This is a genomic window from Xenorhabdus griffiniae, assembly GCF_001028135.1.
Lineage (GTDB): Bacteria > Pseudomonadota > Gammaproteobacteria > Enterobacterales > Enterobacteriaceae > Xenorhabdus > Xenorhabdus bakwenae.
Genome location: NZ_LDNM01000117.1, coordinates 24445 through 39776, shown reverse-complemented (window position 1 = coordinate 39776; position 15332 = coordinate 24445). Strand labels below are relative to the sequence as shown.

Annotated in this window: 17 protein-coding genes; 7 read left to right on the top strand and 10 right to left on the bottom strand. The window is 44.3% G+C overall.

Annotated features, from left to right (window positions below):
- Positions 1–88 precede the first annotated feature (88 nt).
- Genes waaA through coaD form a run of 3 tightly spaced genes read left to right on the top strand, consistent with a single transcriptional unit; the run spans position 89 to position 2624 of the window.
- Positions 89–1366, top strand: coding sequence for a lipid IV(A) 3-deoxy-D-manno-octulosonic acid transferase (gene waaA / locus AAY47_RS17675; RefSeq protein WP_047771567.1), 1278 nt, complete (start codon positions 89–91; stop codon positions 1364–1366).
- A complete protein-coding gene (locus AAY47_RS17670) occupies positions 1366–2145 on the top strand; it encodes a glycosyltransferase family 2 protein (RefSeq protein ID WP_047771566.1) in 780 nt (259 codons plus the stop codon). Before waaA ends, AAY47_RS17670 begins: the two co-directional genes overlap by 1 nt.
- The gene (gene coaD, locus AAY47_RS17665) at positions 2142–2624 is read left to right on the top strand and encodes a pantetheine-phosphate adenylyltransferase (protein WP_047771564.1); all 483 of its coding nucleotides are present in this window, start codon (positions 2142–2144) and stop codon (positions 2622–2624) included. The genes AAY47_RS17670 and coaD overlap by 4 nt, the downstream gene beginning before the upstream one ends.
- 38 nt (positions 2625–2662) lie before the next feature.
- On the opposite strand, the gene mutM is transcribed toward coaD, so the two are convergent.
- The 8 genes from mutM to radC form a co-directional block, all read right to left on the bottom strand.
- Entirely contained in the window at positions 2663–3472 is an 810-nt protein-coding gene (gene mutM / locus AAY47_RS17660; protein WP_047771563.1) for a bifunctional DNA-formamidopyrimidine glycosylase/DNA-(apurinic or apyrimidinic site) lyase, read from the bottom strand.
- A 123-nt stretch (positions 3473–3595) separates the two neighbouring features.
- The gene (locus AAY47_RS17655) at positions 3596–4774 is read right to left on the bottom strand and encodes a glycosyltransferase family 4 protein (protein WP_047771562.1); all 1179 of its coding nucleotides are present in this window, start codon (positions 4772–4774) and stop codon (positions 3596–3598) included.
- Entirely contained in the window at positions 4755–5876 is a 1122-nt protein-coding gene (locus AAY47_RS17650; protein ID WP_047771560.1) for a glycosyltransferase family 4 protein, read from the bottom strand. Before AAY47_RS17650 ends, AAY47_RS17655 begins: the two co-directional genes overlap by 20 nt.
- A 16-nt stretch (positions 5877–5892) precedes the next feature.
- The gene (locus tag AAY47_RS17645) at positions 5893–6882 is read right to left on the bottom strand and encodes a glycosyltransferase family 9 protein (protein ID WP_047771558.1); all 990 of its coding nucleotides are present in this window, start codon (positions 6880–6882) and stop codon (positions 5893–5895) included.
- Positions 6883–7073: 191 nt separating this feature from the next.
- A complete protein-coding gene (locus AAY47_RS17640) occupies positions 7074–8192 on the bottom strand; it encodes a glycosyltransferase family 4 protein (RefSeq protein WP_047771556.1) in 1119 nt (372 codons plus the stop codon).
- 160 nt (positions 8193–8352) lie between these two features.
- Positions 8353–8520 (bottom strand): 50S ribosomal protein L33, encoded by a 168-nt coding sequence (rpmG, locus tag AAY47_RS17635; RefSeq protein WP_010847629.1) that lies wholly within the window; start codon positions 8518–8520, stop codon positions 8353–8355.
- A gap of 11 nt (positions 8521–8531) precedes the next feature.
- Complete coding sequence (gene rpmB, locus AAY47_RS17630; RefSeq protein WP_038239873.1) at positions 8532–8768, bottom strand: 50S ribosomal protein L28; 237 nt, start codon at positions 8766–8768, stop codon at positions 8532–8534.
- Between the two features lie 276 nt (positions 8769–9044).
- Complete coding sequence (gene radC, locus AAY47_RS17625; protein ID WP_047771596.1) at positions 9045–9737, bottom strand: RadC family protein; 693 nt, start codon at positions 9735–9737, stop codon at positions 9045–9047.
- 307 nt (positions 9738–10044) lie between these two features.
- Between radC and coaBC the strand changes: the two genes are divergently transcribed.
- From coaBC to slmA, 3 genes are all read left to right on the top strand, one after another.
- On the top strand, positions 10045–11319 hold the full coding sequence (gene coaBC, locus AAY47_RS17620) for a bifunctional phosphopantothenoylcysteine decarboxylase/phosphopantothenate--cysteine ligase CoaBC (protein ID WP_235428406.1): 1275 nt from the start codon (positions 10045–10047) through the stop codon (positions 11317–11319).
- Positions 11297–11755 carry a dUTP diphosphatase gene (gene dut, locus AAY47_RS17615; protein ID WP_047771552.1) on the top strand — a complete coding sequence of 153 codons (459 nt, stop codon included), beginning with the start codon at positions 11297–11299 and terminating at the stop codon, positions 11753–11755. Before coaBC ends, dut begins: the two co-directional genes overlap by 23 nt.
- A gap of 160 nt (positions 11756–11915) precedes the next feature.
- A complete protein-coding gene (gene slmA, locus AAY47_RS17610; RefSeq protein WP_047771550.1) occupies positions 11916–12515 on the top strand; it encodes a nucleoid occlusion factor SlmA in 600 nt (199 codons plus the stop codon).
- Positions 12516–12789: 274 nt separating this feature from the next.
- On the opposite strand, the gene pyrE is transcribed toward slmA, so the two are convergent.
- Positions 12790–13431 (bottom strand): orotate phosphoribosyltransferase, encoded by a 642-nt coding sequence (gene pyrE, locus AAY47_RS17605; RefSeq protein WP_047771549.1) that lies wholly within the window; start codon positions 13429–13431, stop codon positions 12790–12792.
- A 118-nt stretch (positions 13432–13549) separates the two neighbouring features.
- Positions 13550–14293 (bottom strand): ribonuclease PH, encoded by a 744-nt coding sequence (gene rph / locus AAY47_RS17600; RefSeq protein WP_047771547.1) that lies wholly within the window; start codon positions 14291–14293, stop codon positions 13550–13552.
- A gap of 124 nt (positions 14294–14417) precedes the next feature.
- Between rph and AAY47_RS17595 the strand changes: the two genes are divergently transcribed.
- A complete protein-coding gene (locus AAY47_RS17595; RefSeq protein WP_047771545.1) occupies positions 14418–15281 on the top strand; it encodes a YicC/YloC family endoribonuclease in 864 nt (287 codons plus the stop codon).
- Positions 15282–15332 lie beyond the last annotated feature (51 nt).

Genomic DNA, 15332 nt, shown 5'->3' with positions numbered 1-15332 from the left:
ATATGGTTCAAGGGAAACTTCATTTTACACACTTTCTTCAAGCCAATGTGGTACTATATCCGCAGTCTATGTCAGTGAATTTGATAGAATGTTGCTTCGCTTATATCAGGTACTTCTCTACCTTATCCAACCCATTATCTGGTTACGTCTGCTGCTACGCAGCCGTAAGTCGCCTGCGTACCGCAAACGCTGGGGAGAACGCTATGGCTTCTGCGCTAAAAAGGTGGCACCCGGTGGGATCTTACTGCATTCCGTTTCTGTTGGAGAGACATTGGCGGCCATTCCGCTCGTACGGATCTTGCGGCACCATTACCCTTTTTTACCCATTACGATAACAACCATGACACCGACAGGTTCTGAAAGGGTTCTGTCTGCCCTCGGCAATGATGTTAACCATGTCTATCTTCCCTATGACCTGCCAGGTTCAATGAAACGTTTTCTGGATCACGTCAATCCCAAGTTAGTGATCATTATGGAAACCGAACTATGGCCGAACCTGATTACCCAGTTACGTCAACGGGAAATCCCGCTGGTTATCGCCAACGCAAGGCTATCTGCCCGCTCTGCGGAGGGATATCAGAAAATTAGCAGCTTTATCAAAACCATTTTAAATAAAATCACGTTGATCGCCGCACAAACTCAGGAAGATGGTGACCGCTTTATCGAATTGGGTTTGAGACGTTCCCAACTCTCCGTGACGGGTAGCCTTAAGTTCGATATCTCTGTTACACCAGAACTCGCGGCAAAAGCCGTCACATTGCGCCGCCAATGGGCACCTCATCGCCCTGTATGGATAGCAACCAGCACCCATGATGGGGAAGAAACGATAATTCTGGATGCGCATTGCAAATTGCTTAAACAATTTCCTGATCTGCTGTTGATTCTAGTACCCCGCCATCCTGAACGTTTTGGTAAGGCCGCTGAGTTAACCCAAAAAGCGGGATTAAACGCGATACTACGCAGTGCTGGCACTATTCCTGACACTAATGTGCAAGTGGTGATTGGCGATACGATGGGCGAATTGATGCTCCTGTATGGTATCGCTGATCTGGCTTTTGTCGGAGGGAGCCTGATAGAACGCGGAGGACATAACCCACTGGAAGCGGCGGCCCATGCCATTCCTGTTATCATGGGTCCACACACATTCAACTTTAAAGATATTTGTGCCAAACTGCATAAAGCGGATGGATTGATTACTGTTACGGATAGCCCATCATTAAGTTCAGCTATCAATAGCCTGCTGACAGACGAAGATTACCGACGCTATTACGGCCACCACGCCGCAGAAGTCCTGCATGAAAACCAAGGGGCACTTCAACGTTTGCTAAAATTACTGGAACCTTACCTCCCGCCAAGGAGCCATTGATGATTGCCAAGAAACGCCTGTCCGTTGTCATGATCACCAAAAACGCTGCTGATGTGATTGCCGATTGCTTGCTTTCTGTGGATTGGGCGGATGAAATTATCATCCTGGATTCCGGCAGTACCGATACCACTTGCCGAATAGCCAGCGAAATGGGTGCAAAAGTCTATTCAAATGCCCAATGGCCCGGCTTCGGGCGGCAACGGCAGCTTGCACAATCCTATGCCAGCGGTGATTACATCTTTATGATTGATGCCGATGAACGCGTAACGCCAGAACTAAGAGCATCCATTGAACAAGTCCTGGCAAATCCTGATAACAATAAAGTCTATAGCTGCGCACGCCTCAATCTGTTTATGGGCCGATTCATGAAACACAGTGGCTGGTATCCTGATAGGGTTATCCGCCTTTATTGCCGTGAACGTTACCAATACAATAACAATCAGGTTCACGAATCCCTTGATACTCAAGGCGTATCTATCGTGACGCTCAGGGGAGATCTGCGTCACTTGACCTGCCGTAACCTGATGGAGTTCCAGCAAAAACAGTTAAATTATGCAAGAGATTGGGCGAAGCACCGCTACGATCAAGGCAAAAAAATCCGTTATTTTTCTATAATCAGCCATACGCTGGGCGCATTTCTCAAAACCTGGCTATTAAGGGCAGGTTTTTTGGACGGTAAGCAAGGCCTGATATTGGCAATTGTAAATGCTCAATATACATTCAATAAATACGCTGCACTTTGGGAAGTGATTCAGACAAAGGGTAAAAAACCACGATGAAAAGAAAAGCGATTTATCCCGGCACCTTTGACCCTATCACTTACGGTCATCTTGATATTGTTACTCGTGCCGCAAACATGTTTGACCATGTTTTATTGGCTATCGCTAATAGTGATAGAAAAAGTCCCATGTTCAGTTTGGAAGAGCGGGTCACATTGGCAAAAGAAGTCACGGCTCATCTGGAAAATGTCGATGTGGTTGGGTTTAGCGAACTGATGGTCAATTTCGCCAAAAAGCAGCAGGCTAACATCTTAATCCGCGGAGTACGTTCTGTTTCCGATTTTGAATATGAATGGCAACTTGCCAATATGAATCGACATTTTATGCCTGAGCTGGAAAGTGTCTTTTTATTGCCTTCCCAAACGCTGTCTTTTGTCTCATCATCCTTAATCAAGGATGTTGCTCGTCATGATGGCGACGTTTCATCTTTCCTGTCAGAGCCAGCTACACAGGCAATGCTAAAGAAATTGGGCAAATAATAATCAGGCGGGGCAATTATCCTCTGCCCCCAATCCGTTTAATGCTGGCACTGACGACAGAAAAATGTACTGCGTTGCCCCAATTTTACACACTCGATTTTCTCACCACATACGGGACAAAGTTCACCTTTCTTGCCGTAGACAAACAACTCCTGAGCAAAATATCCCGGTTTGCCATCAGATTGCAGAAAATCCTTCAGGGTCGTACCACCTTGCTCAATGGAACGACGTAAAATCTGTTTGATTATATCGGCCAAGAGATAGGCTTCTTGCTGCGTTAATGAATTCACCGGACGTTCAGGCAGGATATGAGCAACGAACAACGCTTCGTTGGCATAGATATTCCCAACCCCAACCACAACTTTGTTATCCATCAACCAAGGTTTGACAGCCATTTTTTTGTTGCGGGAAACCGTGTAAAGGTATTCACCATCAAATTGATCAGAAAGAGGTTCAGGACCTAAATGAGCAAGTACAGAGCACTCATCAAGAGTGTCGCTCCATAACCATGCCCCAAAACGTCGGGGATCGGTATACCGGAGAATTTTACCATCAGCCATAACCAAATCGACATGATCATGCTTTGCCGGGGGTTGTTCATCCAACAAGACACGCAAGCTACCAGACATTCCTAAGTGGATAATAATCCAGCCCTCCGGCAACTCAAGCAATAAGTATTTCGCCCGCCGTTGGACACTCAGCACAGGCCTGTCTGAAAGCGCCATGATTTGTGCAGAAACAGGCCAGCGCAAACGTGAATTTCTGACCTCAGCATATTGGATCACATTTCCAACCAGGTGAGGTTCAATCCCCCTGCGACTGGTTTCCACCTCTGGTAGTTCCGGCATACCCACCCCTTGAATATGTTATCTACGATATTGTTTCTGAGAATATTGCATCTGAGCCGATTACAATACCGTTTTCATGTATCATTTGCAGCCAGATTTAATTGAGATAACAGGGCAAGATATTCACTGAGACAATCTTTCCGCTATCACGCCCATAATTAACTTCGCACGCTGATCCCAGTTAAAACGTTCTGCAACCAGCCGTTGGGAATAGTCAACTTTAGCCATCATTTCAGCGGGATGATGAATCAGCCATTGAATTTGTTCAGCAAAACTCGCTGCATCTTCACTATCAGCAAAATTTACTGCATTTTCATCAACGGCATCACGAATGGAAGGAAAATCAGAAATAACTACAGGCTTACCCATAGCCATATATTCAAAAAGCTTGAGAGGAGAGGTATAGCGACTGCCAATACTGGTTTTCGTCAATGGCAGAACACAAATATCACTACCCGCAATAACCTGAAAGCGTTTTCTAGGTTGGACAAAACCAAGGAAATTAATTTTATCATTGACACCAATCTGTTTAGCCGTCTGCCGCAATCGCTCAATTTGTTCAGTAGTGCCACCAGCAATATTCAGTTCAACGTTATCCAGGTAAGACATGGCTTTCATTACCGTTGGGATACCTTTCCAACGATGTAAACTGCCCAAATAAAGTACCTTTTTAGGAAGAGTATTGCTGTCATCGTTGCCGGTAATTGTCTGCTTAACCGATTCAACTGCCAGCATATCAACCCCATCGGGAGCCACAACAATCGGTGTTTTGACACCGTATTGCTTATAAATATCTTCTCGTAATAGTGAAGTAAGGGCAAAAACAACCTTAGAATCCGCATAAACCTGCTGCTCAATTTTTCTCAGTTTATGATACTTACGTTGGTTTCTACGATTGAGCAAATCATGGGATTCCCTAAAAGACTGAGAAAATACTTCATGGCTTTCAAAGAAATGAGGAGTATCTGGATGATTACACAACAGGTAATTCGCCATTTTAATATTGCGGGTAAAAAGGGCATCAACTTGATGCTCTTTAAGCCAGCGCGAAACTTGCAAATAAAACAGTTTCTGAGTATTTAGCGGAAAATACCATTTTCTGCGTATATCGTGCAGGGCAATTAGCTCCACAGAAGGTGGCAATGACCTGCCAAGAATCTCCTCAACCTGGCTTTGGCCTTTTGGGGTAATCAGGAAAACACGATGCCCCTGACGAGCAAAAGCATCTACATTCTGTAAAATTTGTAGTGATGCAACCCGATAATCAGGTACAGGATAAGGATCAATATACGCAATTTTCATTATTTTTTATGGCGTTCAATAAACGGCTAGCAGAATGTTCCCAAGTGTACATCGATTCAATCCTCTGGCGGGCAGATTTCCCCATCTTTTCGCCTCTATCCGGCAAAGATAAAAGATGATTTACCGCCTCAGCAATAGCCATAGCATCACCCGGTGTCACCAAAATACCAGCACTGCCTTCATTACCAACCACTTCCGGTATTCCACCTATATAGCTGGCAATCACAGGCCGTCCACACGCCATCGCTTCAGAAATAGTAATACCAAATGCTTCATCACCAATACTGGGGAAAATCCCGGCATCACCCGCCGCATAAAATTCAGGTAATTGATCATGACCAACAGGAGGATGAAAAATGACGGATTTTTCTAGCTGCAAAGTAGAAACCCGCTTTTTAAGCGATTTCAAATCTTCACCTTCACCAATAATCAATAATTTTACATCCTTGTTCCGCAACAAAGCCATTGCATCAATGGCGACTTTCATGCCTTTCCAACCAACCAACCTGCCAGCAAACGTTAACAGGAACGTTTTCTCATTGATATCTAATCGAGTTCGGACATCCGAGTCAGATGGTTTGAATTTATCGATATCTACCCCATTATAGATGATACTGGGAAATTGCTTAAAATGATGCTGAATCTGCCAGGCATTAAAATGGCTACATGCAACCCATGCAGATATTTTTTTACCCAATACCCGATCCCCTTTAAAAAAACTGGTTCCACCACTCATATAACAAAACTGGGTATGGGATGTTTCAGGCATCATTCTGGGCCAGAAAAAATCAAAAGGCTTAGTCAAAATCACCCAATCAAAATTTTCAGCAATAACTGTTGCACGGGCATGACGGGCAAAAGAATAACGTTCAACAATACGTTGGAAACGGCGTCCAATGTTAAGCACGCGTTCTCTGGGAATAAATGGAAAAATATGAATAGGGATATTTCTTTCGCCTAATGCAGGCCGAATATCGCCAGTTCCACCGAAAATATGGACTTCATGCCCCGCATCTGTCAGCGCCTTAGCTAACGCCCAAACAGCCGTTTGAATGCCACCGTACGACATGGTAACAGTAACATCGATAAATCCTATCTTCATTGGGTTAATTATCCTTTCATTCATTTTCCAGCAAATTCTGAACAGAATGCCAGACTTGATCGACCGATATTGCTGACATTGTATCTTGACGCGTTGCCTGTCGATAATCTACAGGATGTTCAATTACCACTAATTTTGGATGTTGCTGAGGTGCGAGAAAACGTCCTGGGTGAAAGCTGTGATACAGAGCAACCATTGGTATTCCCAAGGCCCCGGCCAGATGAGTTGTTCCAGTATCAACGCCCACATACAAATTAAGTTGACTCATGATTGCCGCGTTTTGCCGCATCGTAGTCTTACCCGCTAATGATGAGCATCTGTTTGTGCCCAATTTCTCAGCCAGCATTCGCGCACTGTCCTCACCCTCTTTACTGCCTAATAGTAATATATGCGCATGCGGATAATCTCGATAAATATGTTTAGCTAATTCGTAAAAGTGTTCTACAGGCCAATCACGATAGGCTTTTGCTGGGAAACTCTGTAACTGAAAACCAATTTTTAATTGTCGTTCTATCCCTTGCCGTTGAAGAAAATTTCTGGCGTACTCCCCTTCATGCGGGCTTACACTATACTGCAAACGCCAATTACTTACTTCAACCCCAAGTGAATCGATTAACAGTGCCCTTTCCTGTTGGGCAGGCATAAGTTCTCCGGGCCTTGCTATAGCATACTCATTTGATGTTTTACCAGGGGTATCCGAAAAATAAACGGTCAAATTGGCTACACGTTTGGCATACTGCAATAAGAGTTTATCCTGGCCATAGACGAATGCCAGATCATAGTGCCGATGAGAAAACCAGCCACACCATTTAGCCTTGCCTTTTGAAAAATCTTTTAATTTATTAATTAAATCGATATTTTCAAGGATTTCTTTCGTCTTTTTATGCACAAATATATCAATATTTGCCTCTGGCCATTTTTCTTTCAGGGCGCGAATAACCGGCGTTATTAGCAAGGTGTCACCAAAACGGGCGATATTGATGATTAGAATATTTTGGGGTTGCATAATAATGAATATTAAATTATCAATCCAAAGACTGGATCACTTTAGGTACTATACAGTAAAGTGAGTCACTGTTCTATTTACAGTTAATAAGCACAACAGGCATACAAAAATAAAGCCAGTGACATTTCAAATAGTTAATAAAAAGCATCAATGACTCTGCCAATACAGATAAAAATAATATAAACAAAATATTACCGCTTGCTTTCTATACTGGAATAAAAAATAGACTCCATTTTTTCTAACATATTATCCATGCCAAATAAATGAGTTGCCCGTCGCAGTGAAGCCTCTCCCATTTGTAAACGTAGCCCTGCATCATGCATTAATAAATCTAATTTTTCTGTTAATTGTTCGACATTTTTAGGTTCGATAATATACCCTGTATCGCCATCAATTACAGCTTCGGTAATCGCGCCTACCGAGGTAGAGACAACCGGCAATCCACATGCCATTGCCTGCATGATGCCTTGAGGTACACCTTCATTACCAAACGAAGGTAGAGCAAAGATATCCATTGCATTTAAGCAATCAGGAACATCCTGGCGATTACCAAGAAAGATGACGCTCTCTGTCAACCCTTCCTGGTGAACTCGCGGCTCCAAATTCTTTCTTTGAGGACCATCTCCCACAAACAGCAATTGCCAATCAGGATAACGTTGATGGAGAATTTTCCAACTATCAAGCAGGTAACGATGGCCTTTCCACGTTCTCATTGTGGCAACAATGCCCAGTGTTGGCTTGTCTTTGATGCCAATACGCTGACGACTTGAGGACTGACTTTCAGGATGAAAACGTGACAAATCGATCCCCGTCGGCACAGAGGTCATATGAGATAGAGGATACTCATTATGTAAATGCAGATATTGGCGCAGTTTTTCTCCGGTTGTCACAATATGCTGACCCGCGTGCAAATACAGCCAACGAGTCACAATGGATTTTGAAACATGAGTCGAAACATGACGGGTTCGGACTATCGCAGGCATACCTTTTAATGTGGCACATGCCGCAGCCACCAGCCAGGAATCAGTAGAACTATGGGTATTGATTACATCGAACTGGCGACCTTCAGTTTTTAACCAATGACGCATCGCCCGAAGACACGAAAGACGTTTTTTTTCAATTGGGAGCGCAACAACAGGCACACCATAATGATGAGCTTCACGGTAAAGGGTTGAAGTTGGACAACAAACGATAACCACATGGTGTCCACGCTGTATCATGCCCTGAGATTCTGTCAGGATACGAATTTCCTGCCCTCCCCAACCACACGATGATTCTGTATGTAAGATATTCAAGGTCTTTCTAACCATTTTAGCGCTACACCTGACGGTTCATAATTGAAAAAACGGGAGTATAACTGAACAATGCATTGGTCTACACGCATAACCAATTTAAAATAAGCTACAGTGGCACTATCAACAGATATAAAAAAGCCCAGCATAATGCCGGGCTTTTTATCATGCGCTAAAATTATTTAATTTTAGCTTCTTTGTACATAACATGCTGACGAACAACTGGATCGAATTTTTTCATTTCCAGTTTTTCAGGCATAGTACGCTTGTTCTTCGTAGTGGTATAGAAGTGACCTGTACCAGCGGAAGAAACTAGCTTGATTTTATCGCGAATACCTTTAGCCATTTTTCAGCTCCTTAGTACTTCTCGCCACGGGCACGCAGTTCGGCCAGAACTGTGTCGATGCCTTTTTTGTCAATCACACGCATACCTTTAGCAGATACACGCAGAGTTACAAAACGTTTCTCAGACTCAACCCAGAAACGGTGAGAGTGCAGGTTAGGCAGAAAACGACGCTTAGTCGCATTTAATGCGTGGGAGCGGTTGTTACCACTCACCGGACGTTTGCCAGTAACTTGGCAGACTCGGGACATGTCTATTCTCCAAAAATCAAATCAGCTCGAGCTTTGTATTGGGTGTGACCGCCTCGTCAGGCTTAGGAGCCCATCTCAGCAAACTTTCTTTACTGAAAATAGGTTACTGAAAAGAACGTCACTGAAAAGACTCACATTTTCCCAGTAAAAAAACTTACTGAGATAGGCTCTTCTCGTCAAACCCAAGATCCTCAAAGGTGGCGTAGTATACGCCCTCATTCGCTGATGCTCAAGTCCCGAACAACTAAGATCTGATCGTATCGCGAAAAAACGGCATTAAATCCAACCTCTTTCCATAAATGAGACACAAGATTGCTTACCAATGACGATATGATCCAAAACTTTAACGCCAACCAAGTCACAAGCCTCAATAATTTTTTCTGTCACCAATTTATCTGCCAAGCTAGGTTCTGGGTTACCGGAAGGATGATTATGAGCCAGAATAATTGATGCAGCATTCACTTTAACCGCCTGTTTCACAATTTCACGAGGGTGAACTTCAACTTTGTTTATCGTTCCTTTAAACATTTCATCATGACAGATAACTTTATTTTGGTTAGTTAAAAACAGCACCACAAATATTTCCCGATCTTGCCAGGATAATAAATCCTGCAAATAATTCTGGGTTATCGTGGGGCTGCTCATAATATCTTCATGGATAAATTGACTGGAAAAAAACCGCTTTGCCAATTCAGATATCGCCTGCAATTGAACATACTTACATAGCCCCATCCCCTTATGTGCACAAAAGTCTGCGTAATCGGCGGACAGAAGGTGATAAAGAGAACCAAATGAGTTCAGCAGATATTCTGCCATTTGTACGACCGGAACGCCTCGGGTTCCCGTGCGCAAAAAGATAGCCAATAACTCCGCATCCGTTAGGGAAACCGCCCCATAAGCCAGTAATTTCTCCCGGGGAAGAAGGTTTAAATGCGATTCATCGTTTCTTTCCATTAGCGTTAAATCCATAATACTTCCCCCCACCGTCAATATCCTTTGCCCTATAACCCCCATAACAATGGGTGCTATCAATCAATATTTACTCGCCGGCTATATCCATTCTTCCACTATATTCATACAGTTATATATTCATGCGCCTACATTTACACATCTTACTATCCCATGATGAAAAAATCATCGCTAGCTCGACTTGCGAGGCTTGCGCAGCGCTTCGCAAACTTGCCATTTTTGGCTGGCTAAATAGGGAAGGTTCTCAACGCAATATTTTCTTGTGATAGAATCTTAAGGAATTACAACTGACATCTGGACAATCAAAATGACAGGATTTTCCGGCAAACCACTTTCTGATAATCCGCTTTCCGGTAAACAACTTTCTGATAAACAACTTTCTGATAAACAAATAGTCCTTGGAATCAGTGGAGGGATCGCCGCTTACAAAACTGCCGAATTGGTGCGCCGTTTACGTGACCGTGGTGCCCAGGTACGCGTTGTCATGACTCCCGCAGCCGAAGCTTTCATCACTCCACTGACCTTACAGGCAGTATCTGGTCATCCCGTCTCAGATGATCTTCTAGACCCCGCAGCCGAAGCCGCTATGGGGCATATCGAACTGGCAAAATGGGCTGATTTAATTATTCTCGCGCCCGCCACTGCTGATCTGCTGGCTCGCCTGGCCGCAGGCATGGCGAATGATTTAGTCACCACAATCTGTCTGGCTTCCGCTGCATCTATTGCTGTTGCCCCCGCAATGAACCAGCAAATGTACCGTGCACAGGCCACCCAAGATAACCTGAAGGTGCTTAAAGAGCGTAATGTATTGGTTTGGGGACCCGATGAAGGCAGCCAGGCATGTGGTGATGTAGGGCCAGGGAGAATGTTGGAACCGATGACTATCGTCGAACGGGCAATACAACATTTCAACACCGAGCCAAATCTTTCTGGTCTACGCATCGCTATTACCGCAGGACCAACCCGTGAAGCCCTGGACCCCATCCGTTTCATCAGCAATCATAGCTCCGGTAAAATGGGTTTTTCCATTGCGCAAGCTGCGGCAGAGCGTGGCGCTGAGGTGACATTAATTACCGGTCCCGTTAATTTACCCACACCACAAGGCGTTAAACGCATTGATGTCAGTAGTGCACTGGAAATGAATGAACAGGTTCAAGCTGCCGTAACTTCACAGCATATCTTTATTGGTTGCGCGGCCGTGTCTGACTATCGTTTTAAACAAATCTCAACAGAGAAAATCAAAAAGCAGGGTGATGAAATCACATTTACACTGGTGAAAAATCCTGACATTGTAGCGAGCGTTGCGGCCATGGAAAAAAATCGGCCATTTGTCGTTGGATTTGCAGCCGAAACCCAGAATGTGGAAGAATACGCTCGCGGAAAACTCAAGCAGAAGAATCTGGACTTGATTTGCGCGAATGATGTATCGCTGGCCGGACACGGTTTCAACAGTGATACTAACGCATTACATCTATTCTGGCATGATGGTAGTGTTCATTTACCCCACAGTGGTAAATTACAACTCAGCCACCGCTTATTAGACGAGATACTCAAACGCTATGATGAAAAAAATCGACGTTAAAATCCTTGATCCCCGCATCGGGCAAGAATTTCCTTTACCGACTTATGCTACACCTGGCTCTGCGGGTTTAGATTTACGTGCTTGTCTGGATAATGCAGTGGAACTGGCTCCTGGCCAAACCGAACTTCTGCCAACGGGGATTGCTATCCATATTGCAGATGAACAATTAGCGGCAGTTATTCTCCCCCGCTCTGGTCTGGGTCACAAACATGGCGTTGTTCTGGGTAATTTAGTGGGACTTATCGATTCAGATTATCAGGGACAATTGATGGTCTCCGTTTGGAACCGTGGTGATAAAACTTTCATCATCGAACCAGGTGAACGCATCGCCCAGATGGTTTTTGTACCCGTTGTACAGGCCGAATTTAATTTGGTTGCAGATTTTGAAACGAGCCAGCGCGGCAGTGGTGGATTTGGCCATTCCGGTCGTCAATAACTTTCCATAAGGCCTGATACCGTCAATCGATTTTCATATTTTTTGCCCACAATGTTTGTGACAGCAATAGGTTGTGACAACAATAGCTTTTGACAGCAATAACGTTGTGGCAAAAAATAGCCGGATTTGTTTTGCTGTTTTAGCAGGGGTCTTACCAGACATGGCAGAAAAAGAACGTACAAAAAAGAAAAATAGGCGTGAGGAAATTTTGCAGGCATTAGCACATATGCTGGAATCCAGTGATGGCAGCCAACGTATTACTACTGCAAAACTTGCCGCAAACGTTGGTGTTTCTGAAGCAGCCCTTTACCGTCATTTTCCGAGCAAAACCCGGATGTTTGACAGCTTGATTGAGTTTATTGAAGATTCCTTAATTTCACGTATCAATCTGATCCTGCAAGATGAAAAGGACACCATCACACGTATTCGGTTAATTCTTGTCCTGCTTTTGGGTTTTGCAGAAAGGAATCCGGGGCTGACCCGTATTATGACCGGTCATGCCCTAATGTTCGAACAAGACAGATTGCAAAATCGCATCAACCAGCTATTTGAGCGAATTGAAATGCAACTTCGCCAAATTTTAAAAGAGAGAAAAATCCGTGATGGGCAAGGATTCGCTTATGAAGAATCTGTGTTGGCATCACAGTTACTGGCGTTTTGTGAAGGGATGCTTTCCCGTTTTGTTCGCTCTGAATTTCGCTATCGCCCGACAACTGAATTTGAAGTACGCTGGCCATTGATATTGACCCAACTGCAATAATCTAATCCACTACAATAGCTTATCGCAGTATCGTAAGTTCATATCCTTATACAGTGAATGATAACGTGCGGATTTTTTATCGGGTTGTGTTAATATGTTCCAGCTCATTGAGTTCACTACTAAGTGACTTAATAATGGCATCATTGTCACAATCCTTACCATATAGATAGATGCCATTTCTACTACTCACCCCGCCCATCCTTGGGCGAGGGATTTTTTTCGCTCAACCCAATTCATAGGTTATAGGTTACTAACGCGCCACATTTTCCAGCCATCAAATACCGTATTCTTTGCGATAAGCTTCCACCGCTTCCAAATGGGATTGCATCTCTGGATTTTCGCGTAAATAACTCACCAAATCATTTAAAGTAATAATGGAGAAGACCTGACAATGGTAGTCATGCTCAACTTCTTGAATCGCCGAAAGCGTTTCACGCCCACGTTCCTGACGATCCAGACACAAAATCACACCGGATAACGTTGCGCCATGTTGTTTAATGATTTCCATCGACTCACGAATCGCCGTACCTGCGGTAATGACATCATCCACCACCACAACATTACCTTGCAGAGGGCTACCAACCAATGATCCACCTTCGCCATGATCTTTAGCTTCCTTGCGATTAAAGCAATAAGGCATATCGATATCATGATGTTCAGCCAATGCCACTGCGGTAGTGGTTGCAATCGGGATGCCTTTATAAGCCGGTCCAAACAGCAAATCGCACTGAATTCCGCTATCTAGCAACGCAGCTGCATAGAAACGACCAATCAACGCCAAGTCACGTCCGGTATTAAACAGGCCCGCATTAAAAAAGTATGGGCTTTTGCGACCCGATTTCAGCGTAAATTCGCCAAATTTCAGCACCTGTTTTTCCAGTGCCAGCTCAATAAATTCGCGCTGATAGGCTTTCATTGGCGTTTCTCCTCTTTGATCTCTTGTCATTCATTACTATTTATTACAGGTAAACTTATTACAGGTAAATTTATTGCAGATATAAAAAAGGCGACTCTTCAGCCGCCTGATTTATTTATTATTTTAATGGATCTTGTTCTAACACATCTCGCTGCGCTTTGAAAATCGTATCCAATCCCTCTTTGGCCAATGAGAGCAGTGAGAGCAATTCATCATGGCTGAACGGTTCACCTTCTGCCGTACCCTGCACTTCAATCATTCTGCCATCATCCATCATGACGATATTCATATCAGTTTCAGCCGCAGAGTCTTCGACATATTCCAGATCACAACGTCCTTCACCCTCAACGATGCCAACAGACACTGCCGCAACCATTGCTTTTAGTGGGCTTTCTTTCAGTTTGCCCTGCGCAACCAGCTTATTTAGGGCATCGACCAGTGCCACACAAGCGCCAGAAATAGCCGCAGTACGAGTACCGCCATCCGCTTGGATCACATCACAATCCAGCGTAATCGTGAATTCACCCAGTTTTTTTAAGTCGATGGCAGCACGTAATGAACGAGCAATCAGGCGTTGGATTTCCATCGTGCGGCCTGTTTGCTTGCCTTTGGCAGCCTCGCGTGCATTACGGCTATTGGTTGCCCGTGGCAACATGCCGTATTCAGCGGTGATCCAGCCTTGCCCTTGGCCTTTCAGGAAACGGGGAATTCCTTCTTCAACGGAGGCATTGCATAACACTTTGGTATCCCCAAATTCCACCAGAACAGAGCCTTCCGCATGTTTGGTGTAATGACGGGTCATTTTAATAGAACGCACCTGCCCTGCTGACCTTCCCGCTGGACGCTTTCCTACTAAGCTCATAGTGTGATCTCCGTTGTTCGTACATTTTAGGGGCGCATTATACGGCCTAAAGCGGCGAATGCCTATCCTGCATCTACACGGAGCGCTATAATCCGCGCATCATTTTATAAATTGGGAACGAATTATGATCCGTAGTATGACTGCTTTTGCACGGAGAGATATCAGGGGAGATTGGGGTAATGCAGCGTGGGAACTGCGTTCTGTCAATCAACGTTACTTAGAAACCTATATTCGCCTGCCAGAGCAATTCAGAAGCCTTGAACCTGTCATCCGTGAGCGCATCCGTTCCCGCCTGACGCGCGGCAAAGTGGAATGTAACCTGCGTTTTGAGCTGGATACCCTTACCCAGGGTTCTTTGATTCTGAATGAAAATCTGGCAAAACAACTGGTTGAAGCAGCAAACTGGGTTAAACAGCAGAGTAATGAAGGTGAAATTAATCCGGTGGATATCCTGCGCTGGCCGGGCGTGATGTCTGCCGAAGAGCAGGATTTAGATGCCATCAGTACACAATTGCTGGCGGAATTAGATCTGACGCTGGATTCTTTTATCCAGAGCCGTGAGAGCGAAGGACAAGCGCTCAAGACACTGATTGAACAACGTTTAGATGCGGTAATTGTAGAAGTGGCTAAAGTTCGAGAACAAATGCCGGCAATCCTACAATGGCAGCGCGAGCGCTTACAGTCCAAGCTGGAAGAAGCACAAATTCAGTTAGATAATAACCGCCTTGACCAGGAGCTAATTTTATTAGCCCAGCGTACTGATGTAGCAGAAGAGTTGGATCGTCTGGATGCCCATGTCAAAGAGACACGTAATATCCTGATGAAAAAAGAAGCCGTCGGCCGCCGTCTGGATTTTATGATGCAGGAATTTAACCGCGAATCGAATACATTGGCTTCAAAATCAATTAATGCAGATGTGACGAATTCAGCGATTGAGCTGAAGGTACTGATTGAACAGATGCGCGAGCAGATTCAAAACATTGAGTAACGTTTCATAGCGATTCACAACAAATCATCAAGCCAGTATATACTTTGTTAT

Excerpts from the sequence above, each read along its gene's own strand:
- AAY47_RS17645 (WP_047771558.1), bottom strand. The coding sequence starts at position 6,882 with ATGCAACCCCAAAATATTCTAATCATCAATATCGCCCGTTTTGGTGAC.
- dut (WP_047771552.1), top strand. The coding sequence starts at position 11,297 with ATGATGAAAAAAATCGACGTTAAAATCCTTGATCCCCGCATCGGGCAA.
- pyrE (WP_047771549.1), bottom strand. The coding sequence starts at position 13,431 with ATGAAAGCCTATCAGCGCGAATTTATTGAGCTGGCACTGGAAAAACAG.
- mutM (WP_047771563.1), bottom strand. The coding sequence starts at position 3,472 with ATGCCGGAACTACCAGAGGTGGAAACCAGTCGCAGGGGGATTGAACCT.
- AAY47_RS17640 (WP_047771556.1), bottom strand. The coding sequence starts at position 8,192 with ATGGTTAGAAAGACCTTGAATATCTTACATACAGAATCATCGTGTGGT.
- AAY47_RS17655 (WP_047771562.1), bottom strand. The coding sequence starts at position 4,774 with ATGAAAATTGCGTATATTGATCCTTATCCTGTACCTGATTATCGGGTT.
- slmA (WP_047771550.1), top strand. The coding sequence starts at position 11,916 with ATGGCAGAAAAAGAACGTACAAAAAAGAAAAATAGGCGTGAGGAAATT.
- radC (WP_047771596.1), bottom strand. The coding sequence starts at position 9,737 with ATGGATTTAACGCTAATGGAAAGAAACGATGAATCGCATTTAAACCTT.
- rpmG (WP_010847629.1), bottom strand. The coding sequence starts at position 8,520 with ATGGCTAAAGGTATTCGCGATAAAATCAAGCTAGTTTCTTCCGCTGGT.
- rpmB (WP_038239873.1), bottom strand. The coding sequence starts at position 8,768 with ATGTCCCGAGTCTGCCAAGTTACTGGCAAACGTCCGGTGAGTGGTAAC.
- AAY47_RS17670 (WP_047771566.1), top strand. The coding sequence starts at position 1,366 with ATGATTGCCAAGAAACGCCTGTCCGTTGTCATGATCACCAAAAACGCT.
- coaD (WP_047771564.1), top strand. The coding sequence starts at position 2,142 with ATGAAAAGAAAAGCGATTTATCCCGGCACCTTTGACCCTATCACTTAC.
- waaA (WP_047771567.1), top strand. The coding sequence starts at position 89 with ATGTTGCTTCGCTTATATCAGGTACTTCTCTACCTTATCCAACCCATT.
- AAY47_RS17595 (WP_047771545.1), top strand. The coding sequence starts at position 14,418 with ATGATCCGTAGTATGACTGCTTTTGCACGGAGAGATATCAGGGGAGAT.
- rph (WP_047771547.1), bottom strand. The coding sequence starts at position 14,293 with ATGAGCTTAGTAGGAAAGCGTCCAGCGGGAAGGTCAGCAGGGCAGGTG.
- AAY47_RS17650 (WP_047771560.1), bottom strand. The coding sequence starts at position 5,876 with ATGAAGATAGGATTTATCGATGTTACTGTTACCATGTCGTACGGTGGC.
- coaBC (WP_235428406.1), top strand. The coding sequence starts at position 10,045 with ATGACAGGATTTTCCGGCAAACCACTTTCTGATAATCCGCTTTCCGGT.